Annotated in this window: 19 protein-coding genes; 5 read left to right on the top strand and 14 right to left on the bottom strand. The window is 62.3% G+C overall.

The annotated features are described in order from the left end of the window. Positions 1 to 64 precede the first annotated feature (64 nt). The 4 genes from K0F86_RS08715 to K0F86_RS08730 form a co-directional block, all read right to left on the bottom strand. Positions 65 to 1969, bottom strand: coding sequence for a methyl-accepting chemotaxis protein (locus tag K0F86_RS08715; protein ID WP_219134228.1), 1905 nt, complete (start codon positions 1967 to 1969; stop codon positions 65 to 67). 242 nt (positions 1970 to 2211) lie between these two features. Next, complete coding sequence (locus K0F86_RS08720) at positions 2212 to 4281, bottom strand: M13 family metallopeptidase (RefSeq protein ID WP_306823191.1); 2070 nt, start codon at positions 4279 to 4281, stop codon at positions 2212 to 2214. A gap of 173 nt (positions 4282 to 4454) precedes the next feature. Continuing rightward, positions 4455 to 6539: a M13 family metallopeptidase gene (locus K0F86_RS08725; RefSeq protein WP_219134037.1), complete on the bottom strand. Its 2085-nt coding sequence runs from the start codon at positions 6537 to 6539 to the stop codon at positions 4455 to 4457. A gap of 132 nt (positions 6540 to 6671) precedes the next feature. Further along, positions 6672 to 7250: a hypothetical protein gene (locus tag K0F86_RS08730; RefSeq protein WP_219134038.1), complete on the bottom strand. Its 579-nt coding sequence runs from the start codon at positions 7248 to 7250 to the stop codon at positions 6672 to 6674. A gap of 325 nt (positions 7251 to 7575) precedes the next feature. Between K0F86_RS08730 and K0F86_RS08735 the strand changes: the two genes are divergently transcribed. The 3 genes from K0F86_RS08735 (at position 7576) to ybaL (ending at position 12266) form a co-directional block, all read left to right on the top strand. After that, positions 7576 to 9018, top strand: coding sequence for a S41 family peptidase (locus K0F86_RS08735; protein WP_219134039.1), 1443 nt, complete (start codon positions 7576 to 7578; stop codon positions 9016 to 9018). A 206-nt stretch (positions 9019 to 9224) separates the two neighbouring features. Then, complete coding sequence (locus K0F86_RS08740; protein WP_219134040.1) at positions 9225 to 10346, top strand: beta-ketoacyl-ACP synthase III; 1122 nt, start codon at positions 9225 to 9227, stop codon at positions 10344 to 10346. A gap of 210 nt (positions 10347 to 10556) precedes the next feature. Further along, positions 10557 to 12266, top strand: a complete 1710-nt coding sequence (gene ybaL, locus K0F86_RS08745) for a YbaL family putative K(+) efflux transporter (RefSeq protein ID WP_219134041.1) — start codon at positions 10557 to 10559, stop codon at positions 12264 to 12266. 79 nt (positions 12267 to 12345) lie between these two features. On the opposite strand, the gene K0F86_RS08750 is transcribed toward ybaL, so the two are convergent. Further along, positions 12346 to 14391, bottom strand: a complete 2046-nt coding sequence (locus K0F86_RS08750) for an NADPH-dependent 2,4-dienoyl-CoA reductase (protein ID WP_219134042.1) — start codon at positions 14389 to 14391, stop codon at positions 12346 to 12348. Between the two features lie 159 nt (positions 14392 to 14550). Here K0F86_RS08750 and K0F86_RS08755 point away from each other — a divergent pair, with 159 nt between their 5' ends. Beyond that, positions 14551 to 15132 (top strand): SRPBCC family protein, encoded by a 582-nt coding sequence (locus tag K0F86_RS08755; protein ID WP_257572057.1) that lies wholly within the window; start codon positions 14551 to 14553, stop codon positions 15130 to 15132. Position 15133: 1 nt separating this feature from the next. On the opposite strand, the gene K0F86_RS08760 is transcribed toward K0F86_RS08755, so the two are convergent. From K0F86_RS08760 to K0F86_RS08775, 4 genes are all read right to left on the bottom strand, one after another. After that, a complete protein-coding gene (locus K0F86_RS08760) occupies positions 15134 to 15589 on the bottom strand; it encodes a hypothetical protein (protein ID WP_219134043.1) in 456 nt (151 codons plus the stop codon). Between the two features lie 42 nt (positions 15590 to 15631). Beyond that, entirely contained in the window at positions 15632 to 16072 is a 441-nt protein-coding gene (locus tag K0F86_RS08765; protein ID WP_101483434.1) for a DUF2721 domain-containing protein, read from the bottom strand. A gap of 112 nt (positions 16073 to 16184) precedes the next feature. Beyond that, the gene (pip, locus tag K0F86_RS08770; RefSeq protein ID WP_219134044.1) at positions 16185 to 17141 is read right to left on the bottom strand and encodes a prolyl aminopeptidase; all 957 of its coding nucleotides are present in this window, start codon (positions 17139 to 17141) and stop codon (positions 16185 to 16187) included. 78 nt (positions 17142 to 17219) lie between these two features. Then, a complete protein-coding gene (locus K0F86_RS08775) occupies positions 17220 to 17702 on the bottom strand; it encodes an Lrp/AsnC family transcriptional regulator (protein WP_010393611.1) in 483 nt (160 codons plus the stop codon). Positions 17703 to 17867: 165 nt separating this feature from the next. Between K0F86_RS08775 and K0F86_RS08780 the strand changes: the two genes are divergently transcribed. After that, positions 17868 to 18488 (top strand): LysE family translocator, encoded by a 621-nt coding sequence (locus K0F86_RS08780; RefSeq protein WP_257572058.1) that lies wholly within the window; start codon positions 17868 to 17870, stop codon positions 18486 to 18488. On the opposite strand, the gene K0F86_RS08785 is transcribed toward K0F86_RS08780, so the two are convergent. The 5 genes from K0F86_RS08785 to K0F86_RS08805 all read right to left on the bottom strand — a co-directional run bounded on the left by K0F86_RS08785 (position 18425) and on the right by K0F86_RS08805 (position 23847). Next, positions 18425 to 19861, bottom strand: coding sequence for a tetratricopeptide repeat protein (locus tag K0F86_RS08785; protein ID WP_219134045.1), 1437 nt, complete (start codon positions 19859 to 19861; stop codon positions 18425 to 18427). The two genes, K0F86_RS08780 and K0F86_RS08785, sit on opposite strands and share 64 nt — an antisense overlap. A 118-nt stretch (positions 19862 to 19979) precedes the next feature. Then, the gene (phbB, locus tag K0F86_RS08790; protein WP_096233088.1) at positions 19980 to 20720 is read right to left on the bottom strand and encodes an acetoacetyl-CoA reductase; all 741 of its coding nucleotides are present in this window, start codon (positions 20718 to 20720) and stop codon (positions 19980 to 19982) included. 212 nt (positions 20721 to 20932) lie between these two features. Continuing rightward, on the bottom strand, positions 20933 to 22111 hold the full coding sequence (locus K0F86_RS08795; RefSeq protein ID WP_099761085.1) for an acetyl-CoA C-acetyltransferase: 1179 nt from the start codon (positions 22109 to 22111) through the stop codon (positions 20933 to 20935). 212 nt (positions 22112 to 22323) lie between these two features. After that, positions 22324 to 22809 (bottom strand): phasin family protein, encoded by a 486-nt coding sequence (locus tag K0F86_RS08800; RefSeq protein ID WP_219134046.1) that lies wholly within the window; start codon positions 22807 to 22809, stop codon positions 22324 to 22326. 129 nt (positions 22810 to 22938) lie between these two features. Continuing rightward, on the bottom strand, positions 22939 to 23847 hold the full coding sequence (locus K0F86_RS08805) for a LysR family transcriptional regulator (protein ID WP_219134047.1): 909 nt from the start codon (positions 23845 to 23847) through the stop codon (positions 22939 to 22941). Between the last annotated feature and the right edge of the window lie 67 nt (positions 23848 to 23914).

A 23914-nucleotide genomic window follows, 5' to 3' on the forward strand; every position in this document is an offset into this window, starting at 1 on the left:
GGATGTAAAAAAGCCGCCCGGTTCAACTGAACCGGGCGGCTTTTTCATGTCCGTGCGCGGCGCGCTACAGCTTGAATGCGCCGATGATCTGTTCGAGCTTGGCCGTCTGCTCCTGCATCGAATGGGCTGCCGCTGCCGCCTGCTCCACCAGCGCGGCATTTTGCTGGGTGGTGTCGTCGAGCTGGACGATGGCCTGGTTCACCTGGCCGATGCCCGTTTCCTGCTCCTGGCTGGCCAGCAGGATCTCGCCGATGATGTTGGCAACCTTGTCAGTGCCGGCGACGATGTCCTGCATGGTGGCGCCCGCCTGGTCGACCAGCTTGGTACCGGCGTTGACGTTGTGCACCGATTCAACGATCAGCGCGCCGATTTCCTTGGCCGCCGTGGCCGAGCGGTGCGCCAGGTTGCGTACCTCGGATGCCACCACGGCAAAGCCGCGGCCCTGCTCGCCGGCCCGGGCCGCCTCGACGGCCGCGTTCAACGCCAGGATGTTGGTCTGGAACGCGATCCCGTCGATGACGCTGATGATGTCGGCGATTTTCTTCGACGAGTGTTCGATCGCGCCCATCGTCTCGACCACCTGCGTCACCACCGCCCCGCCCCGCGCCGCCACCTTCGAGGCGTCCAGCGCCAGCCGGTTGGCCTCCTGACCGCTGCTGACGTTCTGCCTGACCGTGCCGGTCAACTCCTCCATCGACGCGGCGGTCTGCTCGAGCGCGCTGGCCTGGCTTTCGGTGCGGGCCGACAGATCCTGGTTGCCGCTGGCGATTTCACGCGAGGCCAGCGCGATCGACGCCGTGCTGGTGCCGATTTCGCGCATCATCCGCTGCAGCCGCTCGATGAAGGCGTTGAAGCTGCCGGCCACATCGTTGAACTCGCTGCCGCCGCCGCCCGGCAGGCGCCGCGTCAGGTCGGCGTCGCCGGCCGACAGCGCGTCGATATTGCTCTTGAGTACGCCCAGGCGTCCCATGAACAGGCGGATGCTGCCGATGAACATGGCCAGCAGCAGCAAGGCGATGGGGATCTGCACCATGCCCAGCTTGCTCAAGATGCGGTCGCTTTGCTCGGTCAGCTGGCTGGTCGGCAAACCGGTCGCCAGCACCCATGGACTGCCCGGTATCGCCTTCAGGAACAGCGTGTGGGGCGTGCCGTCGCTGCGATATTCTGATTCCGCCACGCCCTGCGCGTCCAGCTTGGGCAGCAGGCGGCCGATTTCCGCCGCCATCGGCGAACTGGACGCCAGATCCTCGACTTTCTTAAGTACGATCTCGTCCTTGATATACGTACTGTTGCTGATGATCTTGCCGTCGCGCTCGACGATCAGGATCTGGCCGTGGATCGCTTTCTCCATGTCGGCTACCAGGCGGTTGAAAAAGCCCAGCGTGACGTCGATGGTGGAAACGCCGTACAACTCGTTATCCTTGTAGATCGGCATGGCGCAGTTGGTGCGCGGCTGCGCACTGGCGTCGTCCTTGTAGGCCTTGGCCCAGTCGCAATGCCCCTTGGCCGACTTGAGCCCGCCCAGATACCAGCTCTGCTCGAAGTACTTCAACGACTCCGGCGAGTTCCAGTGGGTGTTGACGACCAGTTTGTTGGAGGCGTCGCGGGCGAAAAAGGTGCTGAACTTGTCGCGCTCGGGATCGCGCTTTTTCGGCAGTGGCCAGATGCCGCCGCCAAACACATTCGGGTCGGAATACTGGTCGACCAGTCCCGGCAACAGGACGTCGATCGCCGCGCTGTCCATCAGCGCCACCGTCTGGGTGATGCTGCGCTGCTGCGCCTCCACCTGTCGCAGCTGCTCGGTAATCCTGGTGGAAATTTTGCTGACGTCAAAACCGACCACCATGCCCTCGGTGCGTTTCAAATCCGGCGTAACGAAAAAATGGATGACGGCTAAGGTCATGACCAGCAGCACCACAAAAACAAGACTGAACAGGGTGATAAAACGGGCTTGGCTGGTACGAAATATGTCTCTCACAATGTTTCCTTTTTGATGACACACGGGGCGTTATACAGGTTTATTCTTGTTTTCATCCAGATATAGGCGCTTCAATCTTCGTTGTCAACGAGCAAGGAAAATCACCGGCGAGGCACGCAACACTTCCCTCATTTTGCTCAGCTTTCTTCCGCAATAGCACGCCCATGTCGGGCGCAAAAAAAACCGCCCGGCTTGCGCGGGGCGGCTGGCAACTCAGGCCTTGAACAGCGGTCTTACCACATGATGACGCGGTCTTTCGGTGGCAGATACATCTTGTCGCCCGGTTTCACGTCGAAGGCCTGGTAGAAGCCAGGCTGGTTGCGCATGGTGCCGTTGGCGCGGAACTGGCCTGGCGAGTGCGGGTCCGTTTTCAGCAAGACCAGTTGCTGCGCTTCGCGCATCTTCATGCGCCAGACCTGGGCAAAGCCCGCGTAGAAGCGCTGCTCGCCCGTGAAACCGTCGATGACGGGGGCTTGCTTGCCATTGAGCGACAATTTATACGCTTTATAGGCAATCGCCACGCCGGAATTGTCGGCGATGTTCTCGCCCAGAGTCAGTTCGCCGTTGACGAAATGGCCAGGGACCGGGCTGAAGCTGTTGTACTGCGCCACCAGTTGCTTGGTTTTCTTGGCGAAGTTTTTATGGTCGGCCTTGGTCCACCAGTCGCGCAGGTTGCCATCGCCGTCGTACTGGGCGCCCTGGTCGTCGAAGCCGTGGCTGATTTCATGGCCGATCACGCCGCCGATGGCGCCATAGTTGACGGCGTCGTCCGCGTTGGCGTCGAAGAACGGCGCTTGCAGGATGGCGGCCGGGAAGACGATTTCGTTCAGCTCTGGGTTGTAATAGGCATTCACGGTCTGCGGCGTCATGCCCCACTCGTCGCGGTCGATAGGCTGGCCCAGCTTGTTCAATTCGCGGTTGTAGTTAAGCAAGTGCGAACGCTGGATGTTGCCAACCAGGTCGTCCGGCGCCACCGTCAGGCCCGAGTAATCGCGCCATTTGTTCGGGTAGCCGATCTTGGTGGTGAACTTGGCCAGCTTGATCTGCGCCTGTTTCTTGGTGACAGGGCTCATCCAGTCGAGCTTGTCGATGCTTTGCTGGTAGGCCGTCATCAGGTTTTTCACCAGCGCTTCCATGCGCACCTTGCGCTCGGCCGGGAAATATTGCTCCACGTACAGCTGGCCCACGGCTTCGCCCAGCGCGCCTTCGACGGCGCCCACGCCACGCTTCCAGCGCGGACGCATTTCCGTCACGCCCGTCAGGGTGGTGCCATAAAACGCGAAGTTTTCATCGACATACGCTTTCGGCAGGTAGCCGGCATTGGCATGCAGCAAGTGCCACTGGAAGTACGCTTTCCATGTGTCCAGCGGCGTCTTGTTGGCGATCTCGGCAAAGCCCTTCAGGTAGCTGGGCTGGCTGACGATCACATAATTGACCTTGCCGGCGATGCCCGTGTCCTTCAGGTAGCGGGCCCAGTCGTAGCCTGGCGCCATGGCGGCCAGTTTCGCCAGCTCGACCTTGTTGTAGGTCTTGACGGGATCGCGGTTCTGCACATTGCTCCATTGCGCCTTGGCCAGCTCCGTTTCCAGCGCGAGGATGGCTTTCGCATTCGCGGCAGCATTCGCGTCGCCGGACAAGCTGAGCATTTTTTCCACGTGGGCCAGGTATTTGGCGCGCGTATCGGCCTTGCCCGCTTCCAGGTAGTAATCGCGGTCAGGCAAGCCCAGGCCGCTTTGCACGATGTCGGCCACGTATTTGGTGGAATCCTTGGCGTCCTGGTGGATCGCGAAGTCGTAAGGCGAGGTCACGCCCAGCTTGCTGAAGTGCGCGATCACGGCCGGCAATTCGGCCTTGTCCTGCAGTGCGGCGATCTTCGCCAGCTCCGCGTTCAAGGGTGTCAGGCCCAGGCTTTCCAGCTTGGCTTCATCCATGAAGCTGTTATAAAAATCACCGATCTTCTGGGCATTCGAGCCGGCGGCGCGGGCCTTGTCGGCGCTGGCGCCTTCGACGATGCCACGCAGCTGCGTTTGCGTATCGTCGGCCAGCTTGGCAAAGCTGCCCCAGCTCGACTTGTCGGCAGGAATCACGGTTTCCGCCAGCCATTTGCCATTCAGGTGCTGGAACAGGTCGTCCTGCGCGCGCACGGCAGGGTCGACGTATTCGACGGCGATGCCGGACGTCAGCGCGGCGGCGGCGATGGCCGTGGCGGGAGCGGCTTTCTTGGCCGTATCAGCGGCGCCAGCCATGCCGGACACGCCGGCCAGCAAACTCAGGGTCAATGCACTTAACAAATAACGATTCACGGTTGTCCTCTATATTATATTGTGTGGAATATAAGGGTCAGAAGGCCCAGGGCTTCTGGCCCGGTTTTTGACTGTAGCATACCGGCCGGAAGCGGAGAAAGAACTTTGGCAGAAATGCAAAAAAGACCACGCGCGGTGGTCTCTTTATTACTACAGAATTAAGCTTGCTACGCTTACCAGATAATGACGCGGTTTTCCGGCGCGACATACATCTTGTCGCCCGGTTTCACGCCAAACGCTTCATAAAAACCTGGCTGGTTGACCATGGTGCCATTCGCGCGGTACTGGCCCGGCGAATGCGGATCGGTCTTGATTTGCACGATCTGCTGCGCTTCGCGCATCTTGCTGCGCCAGACCTGGCCAAAGCCCATGTAGAAGCGCTGGTCGCCCGTCAAGCCATCGAGCACGGGCGCCGGTTTGCCGCCCAGCGAAATCTTGTAGGCTTTATAGGCAATCGCCACGCCCGAGTTATCGGCGATGTTCTCGCCCAGGGTCAGCGCGCCGTTGACGTTGTAGCCCGGCAATGGGCTATAGCCGTCGTACTGCTTGGTCAGCGCATCGGCCTTGGCGGCGAAGTTCTTGCGGTCGGCCGGGGTCCACCAGTCGCGCAGATTGCCGTCGCCATCGGACTGGCTGCCCTTGTCGTCGAAACCGTGGCTGATTTCATGGCCGATGACAGCGCCGATGGCGCCATAGTTGACGGCGTCGTCCGCGTTGGCGTCGAAGAACGGCGGCTGCAGAATGGACGCGGGGAAGACGATTTCATTCATCGTCGAGCTGTAATAGGCGTTCACCGTCTGCGGCGTCATGCCCCACTCTTCGCGGTCGATCGGTTTGCCCAGCTTGGCCACCTGGCGCGCCGAAGCGAAATTCGCCGCGCGCATTATGTTGCCCACCAGGTCGCCCTGGACGATTTGCAGCTTCGTGTAATCGCGCCATTTGTTCGGATACGCGATCTTCGGCGTGAACTTGGCCAGCTTGGCTTGCGCTTCTTTCTTGGTCTCCGGGCTCATCCAGTCCAAGGTGTCGATGCTGTCCTTGTAGGCGGCCAGCACGTTTTTCACCAGTTCCTGCATGTGCGCCTTGCGCTCAGCCGGGAAATATTGCGCGACATATAGTTTACCGACGGCTTCGCCCAGCATGCCTTCGACGGCGCCCACGCCACGCTTCCAGCGCGGCTGGTTTTCCGTCACGCCACTGAGTACCGTGCCATAGAAGGCAAAGTTCTCGTCAACGAAGTTTTTCGACAGATAGCTGGCATAGCTGTTCAGCAACTGCCATTCGAAGTAGGCTTTCAGGGTGTCCAGGTCGGTTGCGGCCAGCACCTTGTTGTAGCCGGCCAGGTAGCTCGGCTGGTTGACGATGACGTAATCGACCTTGTTGGCGATGCCCAAGGCAGCCAGGCTGGACTTCAGGTCGTAGCCGGGGGTCAGCTCGTTCAGCTTGTTGATGTCGGTCTTGTTGTAGCGTTTCACGGGGTCGCGGTTCTCGACCTTGGTCCATTGCACTTCGGCCAAAGCCGTTTCCAGCGCAACGACAGCCTTGGCGCGCGCGGCGGCATTCTTGTCGCCGGCCATGGCCAGCATTTTTTCCACGTGCGCCTGGTATTTTTCTTTCACGCCAGCTTGCTTGGCTTCCAGATAGTAATCGCGGTCAGGCATGCCCAGGCCGCTTTGGCTCACATACACGGCGTATTTGGTGGAGGCGCGGGCATCCTGGCCCACATACACGGCGTACGGGGTCGACACGCGCGCCTGGCTCAGGTGGGCGATCAGGGCGGGCACGCCCTTCTTGTCGCGCAGCGAGCGAATGCGGTTCAATTCGCCGGCCAGCGGCTTCGTGCCCAGCGCATCGAGTTTGGCTTCATCCATGTAGCTGGCGTACAGGTCGCCGATTTTCTGTGCTTCGGAACCGGCCTTCTTGTGCTTGTCCTGTTGCGCAGCTTCGATGATGCCGCGCAACTGTGGCGTGGTGTCATCGCGCAGCTTGGCGAACGAACCCCAGCTCGACTTGTCGGCAGGAATCTCGGCCGTGGCCAGCCACTTGCCATTCAAATGGGTGAAAAAGTCGTCCTGCACGCGCACGGCAGGGTCGATGTACTGCACATCGATGCCGGAAACGACGCCGGTGGCGGCAGGCGCGGCACCGGGTGCCACGGTCGGTGCCGTCACGGCGGATGCGGCGGAGGCTGGTTCGGCGGCATGGGCAAACGCAGCCAACAGGGTCAGGGTCAGACTGCTCAAGAGATAGCGATTCACGGATTGTCCTTATGGGGCATGTCAAAAAAGACCGGGCAGATAGCTGCGGGCGGATAGCCCGCCGCGCCAGGTGCTGCAGGAATGTAGCACGCGACCATGCCATTTGGCCATCCTTTGCCCCGGGATTGCCCCTCAGTTGTTGGGTAGCGTCATGCCGGCGCCGCCGCTGCCCATGCTCACGCCGCCCATGCCGCCCTTGCCCCCCTTGCGCCCGCCGTGTTCGCCAGCGGGCGCGCCGCGCGATTCACTGTGGGGTACGGCGGCATCCATCACGCGCGCCATCTGGCCGGCGATGAACTGGGCCACTGCCTGGCGCTGCTGCTCGTCCAGGGCATCGTTGACGCTGAGCCACCACTCGCGCACCTGCTTTTCTTCAGCCAGGCTCTGCGTGCTTTCCGTGTCCAGGCCGGCGAGCAGGTCGCGCAACTCCAGCCGGGGCGCCAGCAAGCCCTGCGTCACAGCCGCTTGCAGGCGTTCGCGGCGCGCCTTGCGTTCGCGCAAGAGTTGACGGGTTTTTCCTTCCACCTGCTGCCACAAGGTGGTTTGATTCGCATTGAGTTTCAATTCCGTCCTGAAATCGGGGGCCATCGGCAGCAAGTCTTCCAGGCGCATCTCGGCGATCGGTACGGCCGAGGCGGTCAAGGCGGTAGTGCCCAGCAGGAAAGCCAGGCTGAGGCGACGCAAGGCGGGGAAAAAGGTCAGCGATGTCATGGGGGGCTCCGGATAAAAAAAAGCCTGCGTCCGCAGACGCAGGCAAAACCACATCGGGTCGAGAATGCGAGTCCACTATAGGGCCGCCGCACACGCTTTTTTTCGACTCTTACAAATGCTTACTCCCCTCAAGAGTAACTATACATTGCATACAAAACCGCAACATATGGCAAGCTGACAGCCCCGTTTTCGCGCGTAGACTGAGGCCAGGCACGCTTTTTCCACGGCCGGCCCACACCGGCAGAGATTCAGGTCTATACTTTCAGGAAAGCGCCGCTCCACGGGGACTGGCGCTTATGCAAGACACGCTAGCTGCAAAGGTGCAATGATGGGCAAACTCAAAAATACCGGCTTGATCGGCCTGGGCGTGGTGGCCGGCGTCGCCGTGTCGCTGCAATTTTCCGCCATGGCGCAAAAGACCGTCGAGCCGCCCCTGCCGCTGGAAGAGCTGCGCCAGCTGGCCGATGTGTTTGGCCTGATCAAGTCCGATTACGTCGAGCCAGTGGAAGACAAGAAACTGCTGGAAGACGCCATTTCCGGCATGGTCGCCTCGCTCGACCCCCATTCCGCCTACCTCGACAAGAAAGCCTACGCCGAACTGCGCGAAGGTTCCGAAGGCAAGTTCGTCGGCCTGGGCATTGAAATTGGCATGAGCGAAGACGGCTACATCAAGATCGTCTCGCCCATCGAGGATTCACCCGCCTACCGCGCCGGCATCAAGGCCGGCGATCTGATTACCCGCCTCGATGGCCAGCCCGTGAAAGGCGTCAGCCTGGACGACAGCGTCAAGCGCATGCGCGGCGAACCGGGCACCAAGGTGTCGCTGACCATTGCCCGCAAGGATGAACCGCAGCCGCTGGCCTTCACCATCACGCGCGAGGAAATCCATCAAAAGAGCGTGAAGGCGAAGATGGTCGAGCCGGGCTATGCCTGGCTGCGCGTGTCGCAATTCCAGGAACCGACCGTCGACGACATGGCCGCGCAGATCACGGCCCTGTACCAGCAAGACCCGCACATCAAGGGCATGGTGCTGGACCTGCGCAACGATCCGGGCGGCGTGCTGCAGGGTGCCATCGGCGTCTCGGCCGCCTTCCTGCCGAAGGACGCGGCCATCGTCTCGACCAACGGCCAGCTGCCGGACTCGAAGCAGGTGTTCTACGGCCGCGCCGAATACTATACCTTCCGCTCGGAAGGCGATGCGCTGGCGAAGTTGCCGGCCGCTATCAAGAAAGTGCCGCTGGTGGTGCTGGTCAACACGGGTTCGGCCTCGGCCTCGGAAATCGTCGCTGGCGCCCTGCAAGATTACAAGCGCGCCACCATCATCGGCACGCAAACCTTCGGCAAGGGTTCCGTGCAAACCATCCGCCAGCTGACGGCTGACACGGCAGTCAAGCTGACAACGGCCCGCTACTACACGCCGAACGGCCGCTCGATCCAGGCCAAGGGCATCGTGCCCGATCTGCTGGTCGATGAAAATGCGGACGGCGACGGCTTGAACGGCTTGCGCATCCGCGAAGCGGACCTGACCAAGCACCTGAGCAACGACCGCGACCAAGAAAGCGCTAAAGCCGCCCCCGTCAACGACGAGATGGAAGAGCAATTGCGCATCATCGCCCTGGAAAAGACCCGCAAGCCGCTGGAATTTGGCAGCAAGGACGATTTTCAATTGCACCAGGCGCTGAACCACCTGAAGGGTTTACCGGTCCAGCTGGCCAAGGCCGAACCGGTGGTGGTGCAAGCCGATGTCAAGAAAGAGCAGAAAAAGTAGGCAGTTTGGGGGCAGACCCGCCGGGTCTGCCCCCATCCCGCAGGGGGCGCCATGCCTCCCGTTAACCGGTCCACGCGACAAAAATCAATCTTCCGCCACACTTCTCCCTGCCCCGCCACACGAAACTCTCTACAGTCGAGCCCGTTTGTGTAAAATTTGCTTCACTTATCGGCGCCGCGCCGATTGCCAAATTTGAAAGTTTAACCATGAAACAAGTCGTCATCAGCGGTACCGGACTGTACACGCCGCCATTTTCGATCTCCAACGAAGAGCTGGTCATCTGCTTCAATGCCTACGCGGAAAAGTTCAATGCCGACAACGCCGACGCGATTGCCGCGGGCACGGTGACGGCGCTGGAGCTGTCGAGCGTGGCCTTCATCGAAAAGGCGTCCGGCATCAAGTCGCGCTTCGTGATGGAGAAAGAAGGCATCCTCGATCCGGCGCGCATGGTCTCGCGCATCCCGGAACGGGGCGATGACGAACTGTCCTTGCAGGCGGAAATGGCCGTCGCCGCCGCGCGTGACGCCCTGGCGCGCGCCGGCCGCACGCCGGCCGACATCGACATGGTGCTGGTGGCCTGCAGCAATATGCAGCGCGCCTATCCCGCCATGGCGGTGGAAGTGCAGGATGCGCTGGGCATCGACGGTTATGGTTTTGACATGAACGTGGCGTGTTCGTCCGCCACCTTCGGCATCCAGCAAGCCGTGGCCGCCGTGCAAAGCGGCCAGGCGCGCGCCGTGCTGGTCTTGAATCCCGAAATCACCAGCGGCCACCTGAACTGGCGCGACCGCGACAGCCATTTCATTTTCGGCGACGCCTGCACCGCCATCATCGTCGAAGCGAAAGACACGGCCGTGTCCAAGCACCAGTTCGAGATCATCGGCACGGAACTCAAAACGCGCTTCTCTAACGCCATCCGCAACAATTTCGGCTTCCTCAACCGTTTTGACGAATCCGGCGTGGGCAAGACCGACAAGCTGTTCCGCCAGCAAGGCCGCAAGGTCTTCAAGGAAGTGTGCCCGATGGCCGCCGAAATGATCAAGGCGACCCTGGCCAAGGCCGGCGTGGAAGTGGCGCAAGTGAGCCGCTACTGGCTGCACCAGGCCAACCTGAACATGAACCTGCTGATCGCGCGCCTGATCCTGGGCCGTGATGCCGAGGCCAACGAAGCGCCCGTGATCCTCGACACCTACGCCAACACCTCGTCGGCCGGTTCCATCATCGCCTTCCATACATATCAGGATGACATGGCGGCGGGCGCCATGGGCGTCATCTGCTCGTTCGGCGCCGGCTATTCCATCGGCTGCGTGGTCGTGCGCAAGGTGTAAGCGTTTGGGGCGGGATGCGCCTGATTGCCTCAATTAGGCGCAGATCGCAGTCGATGGCATGTGTTCGGTGCCACCTGGACGAAGATATAGCGCAAATTTTTTGTGAAAAAAGCGGCAGGAAAATTCCAGCCGCAGCTTTGTTGCGTTTATACTCAATCGCTGAACAGCCTCTTTTTCCATCCGCACGTCGCCATAAGGAACCCACCACGCATGCCCCATGACATCAGTCTGATCACCACCATCGCCGCCGCCCTCGGGTTCGGCCTCATCTTCGGCTTCATCGCCGCGCGCCTGAAACTGCCGGCCCTGGTCGGCTATCTGGCCGCCGGCATCATCATCGGACCGGCCACGCCCGGTTTTGTGGCGAATGCGGAAATAGCCGGGCAATTGGCGGAGATCGGGGTGATGTTGATGATGTTCGGGGTCGGCCTGCACTTTTCCATCGACGATTTGTGGGACGTGCGCAAAATTGCGCTGCCCGGCGCCATCTTGCAGATCGGCGTCGCCACGGCGATGGGCATGGGCCTGGCCCACTGGTGGGGCTGGACCCTCGGTGGCGGACTGGTGTTTGGCTTGGCCCTGTCCGTGGCCAGTACCGTGGTGCTGCTGCGCGCGCTGGAAGAACGGGGCATCCTCGACTCGCTCAATGGCCGCATCGCCGTCGGATGGCTGGTGGTGGAAGACCTCGTCACGGTATTGGTGCTGGTGCTGCTGCCGGCGTTCGCCGGTATGCTGGGTGGCAAGGTCGCACCGGGTGCCGAGGCCACCAGCCTGTGGCAAACCCTGGCCGTGACCCTGGGGCAAGTAGCCGGTTTCATCGTCTTCATGCTGGTGGTGGGCCGCAAGCTGTTCCCATGGATACTGTGGCAAGTGGCGCGCACCGGTTCGCGCGAACTGTTTACCCTGTGCGTGATCGCCGCCGCCGTCGGCATCGCCTACGCTTCCACCAAACTGTTCGGCGTGTCGTTCGCGCTGGGCGCCTTCTTCGCCGGCATGGTGCTGCGCGAGTCCGAACTCAGTCACCGCGCCGCGGAAGAGTCCTTGCCCCTGCGCGACGCATTTGCCGTGCTGTTCTTCGTGTCCGTCGGCATGCTGTTCGAGCCGAATATCCTCATCGACAAGCCGCTGCAGGTGCTGGCCGTGTGCGCCATCATTATCTTCGGCAAGTCGATTGCCGCCTTTTTGCTGGTGATGGCCCTGCGCTATCCGCCGAAAACGGCCATCATCGTCTCGGCCAGCCTGGCGCAGATCGGCGAATTCTCGTTCATCCTGGCCGCCCTGGGCCTGTCGCTGGGCCTGATGCCGCAGGAAGGCCAAAGCCTGATCCTGGCCGGCGCCATCCTGTCCATCGCTCTCAACCCGCTCGTGTTCAGCATGGCCAAGCCGCTGCTGCGCGTGATCGGCAACAGCGATTTCGCGCGCAAGTTCGAACGCACCACCGACCCGCTGGCCGAACTGCCGATGACGGTGCCGCAGGAAAAGCTGTCGGGCCAAGTCGTGCTGGTCGGCTACGGCCGCGTGGGCCGGCGCATCGCCGCCGCCCTGATGGAGCGGGGCATCCACTTTGTCGTGGCCGAGGAAAACCGCGAAATCGTCGATCAGCTGCGCAAGCAGGGCATTCCGGCCGTGGCCGGCAATGCGGGCGAACCGGCGGTATTGATCCAGGCGCACATCACGCACGCCACCATGCTCGTCATCGCCACGCCGGACACCTTCCATGTGCGCGCCATGATCGAGACGGCGCGCGCGCTGAACCCGCACATCCTGACGGTGGTGCGCACGCACAGCGAGGAAGAGGCGGAATTGCTGCGCACGGAAAACGCGGGCAAGGTGTTTATCGGCGAGCACGAACTGGCCAATGGCATGGCCGAGCACGTGCTGCAGAGTTTTGAGACGGCGAAGAAGGGGCATGGCCATTAAGGTTCTTTGATGCCGAACCTCTGACCCATGCAAATGCCGGGGTCGGACCCTTAGGGTCCGACCCCAGTTTTTTTCAGGGTTACAAACTCGCGGCCAGCTCCGCCCCTTCCCGTATCGCCCGCTTGGCGTCGAGTTCCGCCGCCAGCGCGGCGCCGCCGATTTTATGGAAACGCGGGCCGCCTGCCTGTAAGGGCTTGCCATCCTTGCCGACGGGCGGCATCAGTTCCGTCAAGCTGTCCTGGCCCGCGCAGATGACGATATTGTCCACCGCAAGCAGGCGCTGTTCGCCGCCCACGGTGATGTGCAAGCCTTGCCCGTCGATCTTGTCGTAGCTCACGCCGGCCAGCATGGCCACGCCATTGCGCGCCAGCGCCGCGCGGTGCACCCAGCCCGAGGTCTTGCCCAGGCCCGCGCCCACTTTCGAGGTCTTGCGCTGCAACAGGAAAATCTGCCGCACGGGATGCGGCGCCACGGGGGCCACCAGGCCGCCGCCGCTTGCCGCATTCAAGTCCACGCCCCACTCGCCCGCCCACGTCGCCACGGATTGCGGCAGCGGGTGCGCCGGGTCGTGCAGCAAATACTCGCCCACGTCGAAGCCGATGCCGCCCGCGCCGATGATGGCGACGCGCGCGCCGACAGGTTTCTTGGCTTGCAGCACATCCAGATACGACAGCACCTTCGGATGCTCGATGCCGGGAATGGCCGGCAGGCGCACCTTGATGCCCGTGGCGACGATGACGTCGTCATAGCCGCCGGCCAGCAATTGCTCGCGCGTGACGCGCTGGCCCAGGCGCAGCGTGACTTCCAGCAGCGCCAGCCGGCGGGCAAAATAGCGGATGGTTTCCGTGAATTCTTCCTTGCCCGGTATCTGCATCGCCACCTTGAACTGGCCGCCCACGCTGTCGCTGCTGTCGAACAGGGTCACCGCGTGCCCGCATTCGGCGGCCACGCAGGCGGCCGACAGGCCGGCCGGCCCGGCGCCGACGACGGCCACCCGGCGTGGCACGGCCTTTTTCGCATAGACCAGTTCCGTTTCATGGCAGGCGCGCGGGTTGACCAGACAGCTGGCGCGCTTGTTGGCAAAGGTGTGGTCGAGACACGCCTGGTTGCAGCCGATGCAGGTGTTGATTTCGTCGGCGCGGCCGGAAGCGGCCTTGGCGACAAAGTCAGGGTCGGCCAGGAAAGGGCGCGCCATCGACACCAGGTCGCAGTCGCCCCGTTCCAGGATGGCGTTCGCTTCGTGCGGCATGTTGATGCGGTTCGACGCCACCACGGGAATGCTCACTTCGCGGCGCAAGCGGCCCGCCACGGAAGCGAAGGCGGCGCGCGGCACGGACGTGACGATGGTGGGCACCCGCGCTTCATGCCAGCCGAAGCCGGTATTCAGAATGGTCACGCCGGCCTGCTCCAGCGCCTTGGCCACCGTCACCACGTCGTCCCAGGTATTGCCGCCCTCGACCAGGTCGAGCAGGGAATGGCGGTACATGATGATGAAGTTGGGACTGACGGCGGCGCGGATGCGGCGCACGATCTCCACGGGCAGGCGCATGCGGTTCTCGATCGTGCCGCCCCAGCGATCCTGGCGCAGATTCGTGCGCGCGCACAGGAACTGGTTCAATAAATATCCTTCGCTGCCCATCACTTCGATGCCGTCGTAGCCGGCCTTTTGCGCCAGGCGCGCGCAGCGCACGTAGTCGCAGATGGTGCGCTCGATGCCCCGCTCGCTCAAGGGACGGGGGCGGAACGGCGAGATCGGCGATTTTTTCGCCGACGCCGAGACGACGAACGGTTGATAACCATAGCGGCCCGCATGCAGGATCTGCATGACGATCTTGCCGCCCTCCTCGTGCACGGCGCGCGTCACCTTGCGGTGGTTGGGCACGTCGCCGAGGAAATTCAAGGTGCCGCCGAACGGCAGCAGCCAGCCCTGGCGGTTCGGCGAGATGCCGCCCGTGACGATCAGCCCCACGCCACCGCGCGCCCGTTCGCGGTAAAACGCGGCCAGCTTGCCATAATGATAGAAGCGGTCTTCCAGGCCCGTGTGCATGGACCCCATGATGACGCGGTTGCGCAAAGAGGTAAAACCCAGGTCGAGCGGGGCCAGCAGGTGGGGATAGGCAGTCATGGTCGGTCCGATAGATGGTGGTATGCAGGCCGTACGGTAACAAGCATTGCTGGCCACCGCAGTGTATTTCTCTAGACCGGGAGTTCTAAATCGCCGGGCGCGCCCGCCGGCGATGGGTACAGCTTGTGCCGGGCGCTAGTTTCCCGTAGGCTAGGTGACATGAAGCGACTCTTCCTCTGCCTGCTGATGCTGTGCGCCGTCCCCGCGACCGCGCTGGCACAGGCGATACGCCTGGACAAGCTGAAGGTCGAGGTCAAGCGCATCGAGGTCGACGGGCAGCGCATGTATGAAGTCGATGCCAGCGGCAGCGTGCAGGCGCGGCCGGCGTCCGTGTGGAAAACCCTGACCACCTACGAGCGCATGAGCGAATTCGTGCCCGACCTCAGCTCCTGCCGCGTGCTGTCGCGCAACGGCAATGAAGTCATCATCGAACAGCAGGGCATGGCGCGCTTCCTGTTCATGAACCACGCCATCCACCTGGTGGTGCGGGCCACGGAGACGCCGTTGACCTCCATCGACATCGCCCTGATCTCCGGCGACATGCGGCATTACGAATCGCGCTGGAATTTGTACCCCATCCCCGAAACGGGCGGTACGCGCATCGTCTTTTCCAGCCGGCTGATGCCGGGCTTCTATGTACCCGGCATGCTGGGCACGACCATGATACGCGGCGATATCGAGCGCATGATGGCGGCGGTGCTGGCGCGTATCGACAGCCAGTACGCAGAAAAAGCAGGTTAGATCAAGCCAGATACGTGTCGCGGTCGCGGATTTCCGCGAAGTTTTCCAGGCTGCCCAGTTTTACGGTGACGGGGTTCAGGCTCGCTTGCGGCTGCATCGAGCGCCAGGCGAACAGCCATTCCTGCTCGGGCGCTTCGGCGCGCGTCTTGGTGAAGGCGGCGCCCAGGGCGGCACGCTGGCCATACTCGACGACGCCATCGATGCCGGCCCAGCTGGGCAAGGTGCGCTGCACGGCGCGGTGCAGGCGTTCGCCGAATTCTTCCGTATTGTGGATGATCAGACAGGCGTCGGCCGGAGCAAACAGGTCGAACAGTTGCTTGTCCCACACTTGCGAAAAGCTGAGGGTCAGGCAATTGCCCGCTGGCATCAGACGGAACTGGCCCAGGCTCAGCGCCAGCTCGAGTTCGCTGCGCTGGCCGTAGCGGTGCAGGGTGGGGGGACGTTTGTAATCGTGCATGCTGGACTCGTTCTTCAATAGTAGGGTAAACCGGCGCGCCGCTTACCGTGGCGGGCGGATATGGCGCCGGATGCGCTGGGCTCTGGCGGCCAGGTAAATTTCGCGCAGTAAATAAATAAAACAGCCGATCAGGCAAATCACGGCCAGTACAAAGAAGGCCGCGATGTATTTGTCCAGGGTCAGGTTCAGAATATCGCCCAAAAACAGCATGGCGATGATGACGCAGACGAAGAAACCGCACGCCGTGCTGAGCGAAATCGAGTAATTGATCAGATGGGTACGCTGATACAAGGTATCTAGCTCATCCATATAGAAATCGTTGTAACCGATGTCGAGCCGGTCTTCCAGCACGCGCGTGCGGTCGATGATGCGGCCCAGGCGGTTGGTCAGCACAACCAGCATGGTGCCGATGCCGGTCAGCAGGAAAACCGGCGCAATCGCCAGCTGGATGATATGGCCGATGTCGCCGATCTGTATGTTCATGGATAAGAAGTCGTGGGTTCACACCGGCACCCGACCCTGGCGCCAGCACAGGCCGTAGTGTAGCAGGTGACGCACACCGGCTGGCCGCTTTGCCAACCGGCGTGTTGTAATGTCATGCGAAGCCGCGCCCCGGCACGAAGCGCTCGGTGGCGCGCACCAGCGCCGAAGCGATGCCGTGCTCGAGTGCGCCATGGCCCGCGTCGGGGATCATCTCCAGCTGCGCGCCGGGCCAGGCCTGCTGCAGGCGGTAGGCCGACAGGGGCGGGCAGATGGCGTCGTAGCGTCCCTGCACGATGACGGCCGGCAAGTGCGCGATGCGCCCCATGTTGCGGATCAGCTGGTCTTCCTCGAAGAAACCGAGATTGGCCATGTAATGCGATTCAAGCCTGCCCACGCCCAGGTCCAGCGCATCGTTCGGCGCATCTTCCGGCTGCGGCATCAGGTACACGCGGCGGCCCTCGAAGCGGCTCCAGGCGCGCGCGGCAGGCCAGTACACGGCGGGGTCGCTGCTGAGGATGCGCTTTACATAGGCGGCCAGCAGGTCGCCCCGCTCCTCCGACGGAATCGGCGCGGCGAATTCTTCGTACAGTTCCGGATAGAACCAGCGTACGCCTTCGATGAACCAGTCGATTTCCGCCTGCGTGCACAAAAAGATGCCGCGCAGCACGAAACCGAGGCAGGCTTCCGGATGCGCCTGGCCATACGCCAGCGCCAGGGTCGAGCCCCAGGAGCCGCCAAACACCAGCCACTGGGCGATGCCGAACTGGGCGCGCAGCACTTCGATATCGTCGATCAGCAACTGCGTCGTGTTGTTGCGCCATTCACCCAGCGGCGTGGACTTGCCCGCGCCGCGCTGGTCGAACAGGATCACGCGGTAGCGCTGCGGATCGAAGAAGCGACGGTGCTGCGGCGACAGGCCCGCGCCCGGGCCGCCATGCAGGAACAGCACGGGAATACCGTCGGGGTTGCCGCACTCTTCCCAGTAAATGGTGTGGATGTCATCGACCGCCAGCATGCCGTGCCGGTTCGGCGACAGGGCAGGAAACAGGGGGGATAAAGAATCGGGCATGGCGGTCCTCGGAATGGCGGTCAGGGCACCAGGCACGATTCCTGGCAACTGTTCCAATTATAGTGCGCCCCCGGCGCCTCAGGCCAGCGGCAAGGGCAGGCGGTTCGACGACTTGATTTCGCGCATCGACAGGCTGGACTGGATTTCCGCCACGCCGGGCAGGCGGCGCAGCACCGTCGAGACGAATTCGCCATACGCTTCCAGGTCGCGCGCCACCACTTGCAGGAAATAATCGGCTTCGCCCGCCACATTGTGGCACGACAATATTTCGGGAATCGTCGCGATCGCTTGCTCGAACTGCGACGGCTGCTCGCCGCCATGGTTGGCAAACACCACCCGTACAAACGCGACCAGGCCGATGCCCAGTTTCTTGCGGTTGAGCAAAGCCTGGTAGCCGGTAATAAAGCCTTCCTCTTCCAGGCGGCGCAAGCGGCGCCAGACGGGGGTTTCACTGAGCTTCAAGCGCTCGGCCAGGCGCGCGTTGGACAGCCTTCCTTCATCCTGCAACAGCCTGAGTATCTGCAAATCGGTGGCGTCGAGGCTAACTTCTGAAATTTTCATCTAATTTTTGTTTTTATAGGAGTGGAATCTACCCGAATACTAGGGCATGCAGGGCAGGAAAAGCAAGCACATTTCATCGCGACAAGAACATAATGGGGCCCGGCGAGCATGCGGCAAGCTGCCGTTGCTCCCGCCCTTACTTTTTGCCTGTGACCGAGCTGCGCCATGTCCGATTCTACCTTCCTGATGTACCTGCTGGCACTGACCGGCGCCTTTTTATTGCCAGGCCCCGACATGGCGCTGGTGCTGGCGACGGGCGCCGCGCGCGGCGTGGCCACGGCGCTGGTGACGGCGCTGGGTATCGCTGGCGCGCGCGCCGTGCACGTGGCGCTGTCGGGCGCGGGCCTGGCGGCGTTGATGGTGACGCATCCGCAAGCCTTGCAGTGGGTCAAATGGGCGGGCGCCGCCTACCTGCTGTACCTGGCGCTGCGCCTGCTGCAGTCTGCCCTGTCGACAAAAACGGCACAGGAAGAAGCCGCCCCCGCCACGGCGCACGGCGCCCGCGCCAGCCTGGTGCGCGGCTTCCTGACGAATCTGCTCAATCCGAAGGCACTGCTGTTTTGCAGCATGTTCCTGCCGCAATTCGTCGTCGGCGGCGAGCAGGTCGGCATGCAATACCTGCGCCTGGGCGCCGTCCTGGTGCTGGTGGGCTTGCTGTTCGATGCCCTGTACGCCGTGCTGGCCGCACGCCTGGCGCGCCGCCTGCGTGGTAAACCTTCGCCTTACGGCAAGTTCGTGCTGCCCACCGTCTTCGTCTTGCTGGCCGGGCGGCTGGTGCTGGGCTGAACGTCAGGCGCAAGCATCACCCCGCCGCTAAAGAAGGCGGGGTAGTCGTGCAACAGGCTGCGTTCCAAATCGTTGACCTTGCGAAATTGCCGCAGCGTGGGCGCCATGGCCCGGCCCGCATCCCAGCTGCGCCAGGCGTTCGGCGCATCGAATTGCGCCAGCAAGGCGTCGCCCAGGTCCTGGTACACGGCCGCCATCTGCGGTTTTTCCTGCAGTACTTGCAGATACAGCGCGGTCGCTGCCGGCCATTGCCCCAGCTTGGCGCGCATATTTCCCTCGAACAAAGCCAGTACCGGCTGCCCCAGGCCATGCTGCTGGCGCAAGCCCTGCACGGTGGCCAGCGCGGCCTGAATGCCTTCCTTGTCCTTGGCCAGCAGTGCGCGCGTCAAGTCATGAATGGGCTGGCACGCCTGCATGGCCAGTTGCTGCTGCGGCGAGAGTTTGTCGACCAGCGCGCCCGTGGAAAAATGGTCTTCCAGCATGCTCAAAAAAGCCTCGAAGGGCTTGTCTGCGGCAAAGAGCTTTTCCGCTTCGGCGCGCAACGCAGGATGGACTTGGGGTCCCGGCGGCGGCAGCAGCGCCGCCTGCGCCAGCACACGTTCGAGCGCCGGCGCATCGGCCGCCAGCGGGCGGGGCCGGTACGCGGACAAGGTATAGGTGGCCGGTGCGCCCGCCGTCATGGCGCTGATGCGGAAATGGCGCGTGACCTTGCCGCCCACTTCCTGGTAGTGCAAAGTGAAGTCGGCGGGAATGCGCTTGCCGTCGGCCAGCATCTTCAGCACCAGCGGGTGGCCGCCCCAGGTGTAGCGCAAGTACTGGGCAAACGCCGTCGCATCGTCGCCGCTGGCGGGGCTGCCGGCAATATCCAGGCGCGACAGGGGCTGCCCGTCGAGCGACCACAGCACGGCACCGTCGAGCACCTGGGGCTGCAGGGCATTGCGCCGCCTGGCCGCCGGCACGGACAGCGCTTGCTCCTCGTACACGAGCGGCGTAACGTGGGCTTGCAAGCCGCCAGCCTGGAGCGCGCCGGCCATGCCCTTGCGGTGTTCTATCTCGAAACGGCGAAAACCCGCCACGTCGAACAGCGAATACGTGTCGTAGGTGGACGCCGCCGTATCGATGACGTGGCGGCGGCGCGTGGCAAAATCGAGCACGGACAAGCTCTTGCCATCGCGCACGCTGAGGTAATGCGGACCCAGCACCACATCGCTGTCCTGCGTATCGCGCGCGGGCAGGCTGGTGTTCACGCCGGGCTGGTTGACGCGCTCGGTCGTCACCGTGACGTGGAACGCGACGCTGGCCTGGACCGCGCTGGCGCCCAGGAAAAGAATGACGGCCACGCTGGCGCGGCGCAAGGCAGGAACAAGGGGCATGGAGAATGATGCAGTGAAGAAATGCTGATTCTAAGGCAAATCCGGCGATCCCCAAGTTTTGCTGGCAAGCATAAAAAAAGACAGCCGCAGCTGTCTCTCTGTTTTACCTCAACAACGATTACGACATGTGCTGGCCGCCGTTGATCGAGATGTTGGCGCCGGTGACGAACGCTGCTTCATCGGAGGCCAGGTAGGCCACCAGGCCGGCCACTTCTTCCGGCTTGCCCAGGCGCGCCATCGGAATTTGCGGGATGATTTTGCTGTCGAGCACTTCCTGCGGAATCGCCATGACCATCTTGGTGCCGATGTAGCCTGGCGAAATGGTGTTGACGGTGACGTTCTTGCGCGCCACTTCCAGCGCCAGCGACTTGGTGAAACCGTGCATGCCGGCTTTCGCGGCCGAATAGTTGGTCTGGCCGAAAGCGCCCTTCTGGCCATTCACGGACGAGATATTGATGATGCGGCCCCAGCCGCGTTCCACCATGCCGTCACAAACGGGCTTGGTCATGTTGAAAACAGAGTCGAGGTTGGTGCCCATCACGGCATCCCAGTTCGGCTTGTCCATCTTCTTGAACGTCATGTCGCGCGTGATGCCGGCGTTATTCACCAGCACGTCGACAGGACCGATGTCCTTTTCCACGGCAGCCACGCAGGCGGCGGCCGAATCGTAGTCGGCCACGTCGCACGGATACGCCTTGAAGTCATAGCCCATGTCCTTGGTCGTCGCCAGCCAGTCCGCGACCTTCTGATTGCCTGGAGAATAGGTCGTGACCACGCGATAGCCGAGCGCCGCCAGCTTGAAACAGACTGCTTCGCCCAGACCACCCATGCCACCAGTTACCAATGCAACTCTTGCCATTTTTCATCCCCTCAGTGTCGTTCTGTTGCTAAAAAGTTAATTAATTAGGTAAGACAGTCCACAACCGTTGCATCACAGCGGCAAACCGCACCGTACCCAAGCGTAGCGAGCGGCGATGATTTGTGGCTAAGAAGCGCAACCGTGCTTTAGCACGGTGAGCATCGCAGGCCGCAAAGCGCGCCGCGCAGTAGCTTGGGGGCGGTGCCAGCTACTTAGTCGCGTTCGATCGCTAGAGCGACACCCATGCCACCGCCGATGCACAAGGCGGCCAGGCCTTTCTTGGCGTCGCGGCGGATCATTTCGTGGATCAGGGTGACCAGGATGCGCGCGCCGGAGGCGCCGATCGGGTGGCCGATGGCAATCGCGCCGCCATTCACGTTGATCTTGCTGGTATCCCAGCCCATTTCCTTGTTGACGGCAATCGCTTGCGCGGCAAACGCTTCGTTGATTTCCATCAAGTCCAGCTCTTCATGCGTCCAGCCGGCTTTTTTCAGGCACAGACGCGAAGCGGAGACAGGGCCCATGCCCATGACGGCCGGGTCCAGGCCCGACGAGGCGTAGGCCTTGATGCGTGCCAGCGGCTTCAAGCCCAGTTCTTTCGCTTGCGAGGCCGACATCATGATGACGGCGGCGGCGCCATCGTTCAGGCCCGATGCATTGCCGGCCGTGACGGTGCCATCCTTGGCGAACGCGGGGCGCAGCCCGGTCAGCGATTCCAGGGTCGAACCGGGCTTGATGTATTCGTCGCTGTCGAAGACCACGGTGCCTTTTTTGTTGGCGATTTCCAGCGGCAGGATTTCATCCTTGAACTTGCCCGCTTTTTGCGCCGCTTCCGCCTTCAGTTGCGACTGCAGCGCGAATTCATCCTGCTCGGCGCGCGTCACTTCGTATTTCTTGGCGACATTTTCCGCCGTGATGCCCATGTGGTACTGGTTGTACACGTCCCACAGGCCGTCGACGATCATGGTGTCGACCATCTTGAAGTCGCCCATGCGGAAACCGTCGCGCGAACCGTTCATCGCGTGCGGCGAGGCGCTCATGTTTTCCTGGCCACCGGCGATGATGATGTTGGCGTCGCCGCATTTGATCGCTTGCGCCGCCAGGTGCGTGGCCTTCAGGCCGCTGCCGCATACCTTGTTGATGGTGAATGCCGGGATGGAGCTGGGCAGGCCAGCCTTGATGACAGCCTGGCGCGCGGCGTTCTGGCCGACGGCAGCCGTCAGCACCTGGCCCAGGATCGCTTCGCCGATCAGGTTCGGGTCGATGCCGGTTTGTGCCAGCAAGCCCTTGATTACATGCGCGCCCAGTTCGGACGCAGGAATCTTGGCCAGACTGCCACCGAATTTGCCGACTGCGGTACGGCCGGCGGCCACGATTACGACATCATCCATTTATTTCTCCGATATGCAGGCCACGAGGGCCAAGGTCAAGGTATTAATACAATCCAATGAATCCGGGAAGACACAGCAAGCTGTGTTTCATTCTAGCGCGGCATACGCCGCAGTTCCAGCGCCACACCGCAGGCGGCGGCGATGGCAGCCTGCCTTGCGGTGGCGGCGGGCGGCCTGGCGCGGCGGATAGTCGCTGCCGGGCCGCAACGCGTCTATGTTTGACGAGCGGAACGCGTGTTTTTATTTTTATCATACCCTTCATCGGCGCCGCCGAAAGTGGTTTTTAGAAAATTATTGAAGGGAATAATCAGGGGCACGGGCGTTTGCTTTACCACCTGCACCAGTTCGCCAAATTTTTGACGCGATGCAGCAAACTCACCCTTTGTCACAGTGTCGAATTTCTCCTGGGTTTCCTGAGCAACATCCTTTGCCTGACGGCCATATGCACCGATGCGTTCGATGGCCAGTTGCGACTGCGTGCGCGACAGTTCCAGCAGCGCTTGCGTATCCTTCGCGGACAGCAGCTGATTGCCCGCCACCGTAGCGGCCGCCAGCGCCGCGCGGGCCGCGTCGAGCTGCAAGTCCAGCACGCTGGCGCCGCTCTCGACGGCGGCCTGGGCATACGCTTGCGCGCTGATCAATTGTGCTTCCACCACGGCCTTGCCGGCCAGTGCCCATTGCTCGGAAAATGAAAACATCGTGTTCCTCCCCAAAGAGTAGGCAGCGCCATGTTGCGCCGCACAGTGCTCAACTGTAAGCGGTGGTTCATTGCTGAACCTTGATATTTATCAAGCTTTGCTGTTGGTTTGTTTCCAACTCAACGTTGATCAGGACAACAACTTGATACCATCGAGCGAGGCCGCGCACTGCTCGCGTATCACGCTGACGAAATCGCGCACATACGCCTTGTCCTGCAACTGGTCCGGCACGGACACGTACAAGTCGCTCCACAGGCCGTGCTCGCCCACCGGACGCGCCACCACATAATCGTAATCGACGTAATTCTTGATGGCCCAGTTCGGCAAGGCGGCGATGCCGCGCCGGCTCGCCACCAGTTGCAGCACGGCCACCGTCAGTTCCGCCGTGCGGCGTTCAAACTCGATGCCGGCAGGCCGCAGCACTTCGCGGATCAGATCGATGCGCTCTTCCGGCACCGGATAGGTGATCAGGGTCTCGCCCGTAAAGTCGGCCGCCACGAGCCGGCGCTGCGCCTGCAGCCGGTGCTTCTGCGCCATCACCACCAGCATTTCAAAGCGGAACAGGGGAAATACGGTGAAATCGGGGCCATATGGCGAACCGATCACGAGATCGGCCTCGCCCGAGCGCAGCAAGTCCGCTGGTTCGCTGTGAAAGCCCGAGACCAGGTCGATCTCCACTTCCGGCCAGCGCTGGCGGAACGCATCCATCACCGGCATCAGCCAGTCGAAACAGGTATGGCATTCGAGCGCCACGCGCAACTGCCCCTTGTCGCCCTGCGACAGGCGCGCCACGTCGCGCTCGGCCAGCTCGATCTCGGGCAGCAGCTTGTCGGCCAGCTCCAGCAGCCGGCTGCCCGTGGCCGTAAACGCGATCGGCATCGACTTGCGCTCGAACAAGGGCGCCTTGTAGCGCTCTTCCAGCAAGCGGATCTGGTGCGACAGCGCCGACTGGGTCAAATTGAGCAGCTGCGCGGCGCGCACCAGGCTGCCGGACGAACGCAAGGCACTCAGGGTGCGCAGGTGGCGGATTTCTAGCATCGGGAAATGGGGGGATGTACGTGAATTATTTTCATGTTATTCGGCAAAATGTTTCGTTTTGATTATA

The sequence above is a fragment of the Janthinobacterium sp. UMAB-60 genome (genome assembly GCF_900095235.1).
In the GTDB taxonomy this organism is placed as follows: domain Bacteria; phylum Pseudomonadota; class Gammaproteobacteria; order Burkholderiales; family Burkholderiaceae_D; genus Janthinobacterium.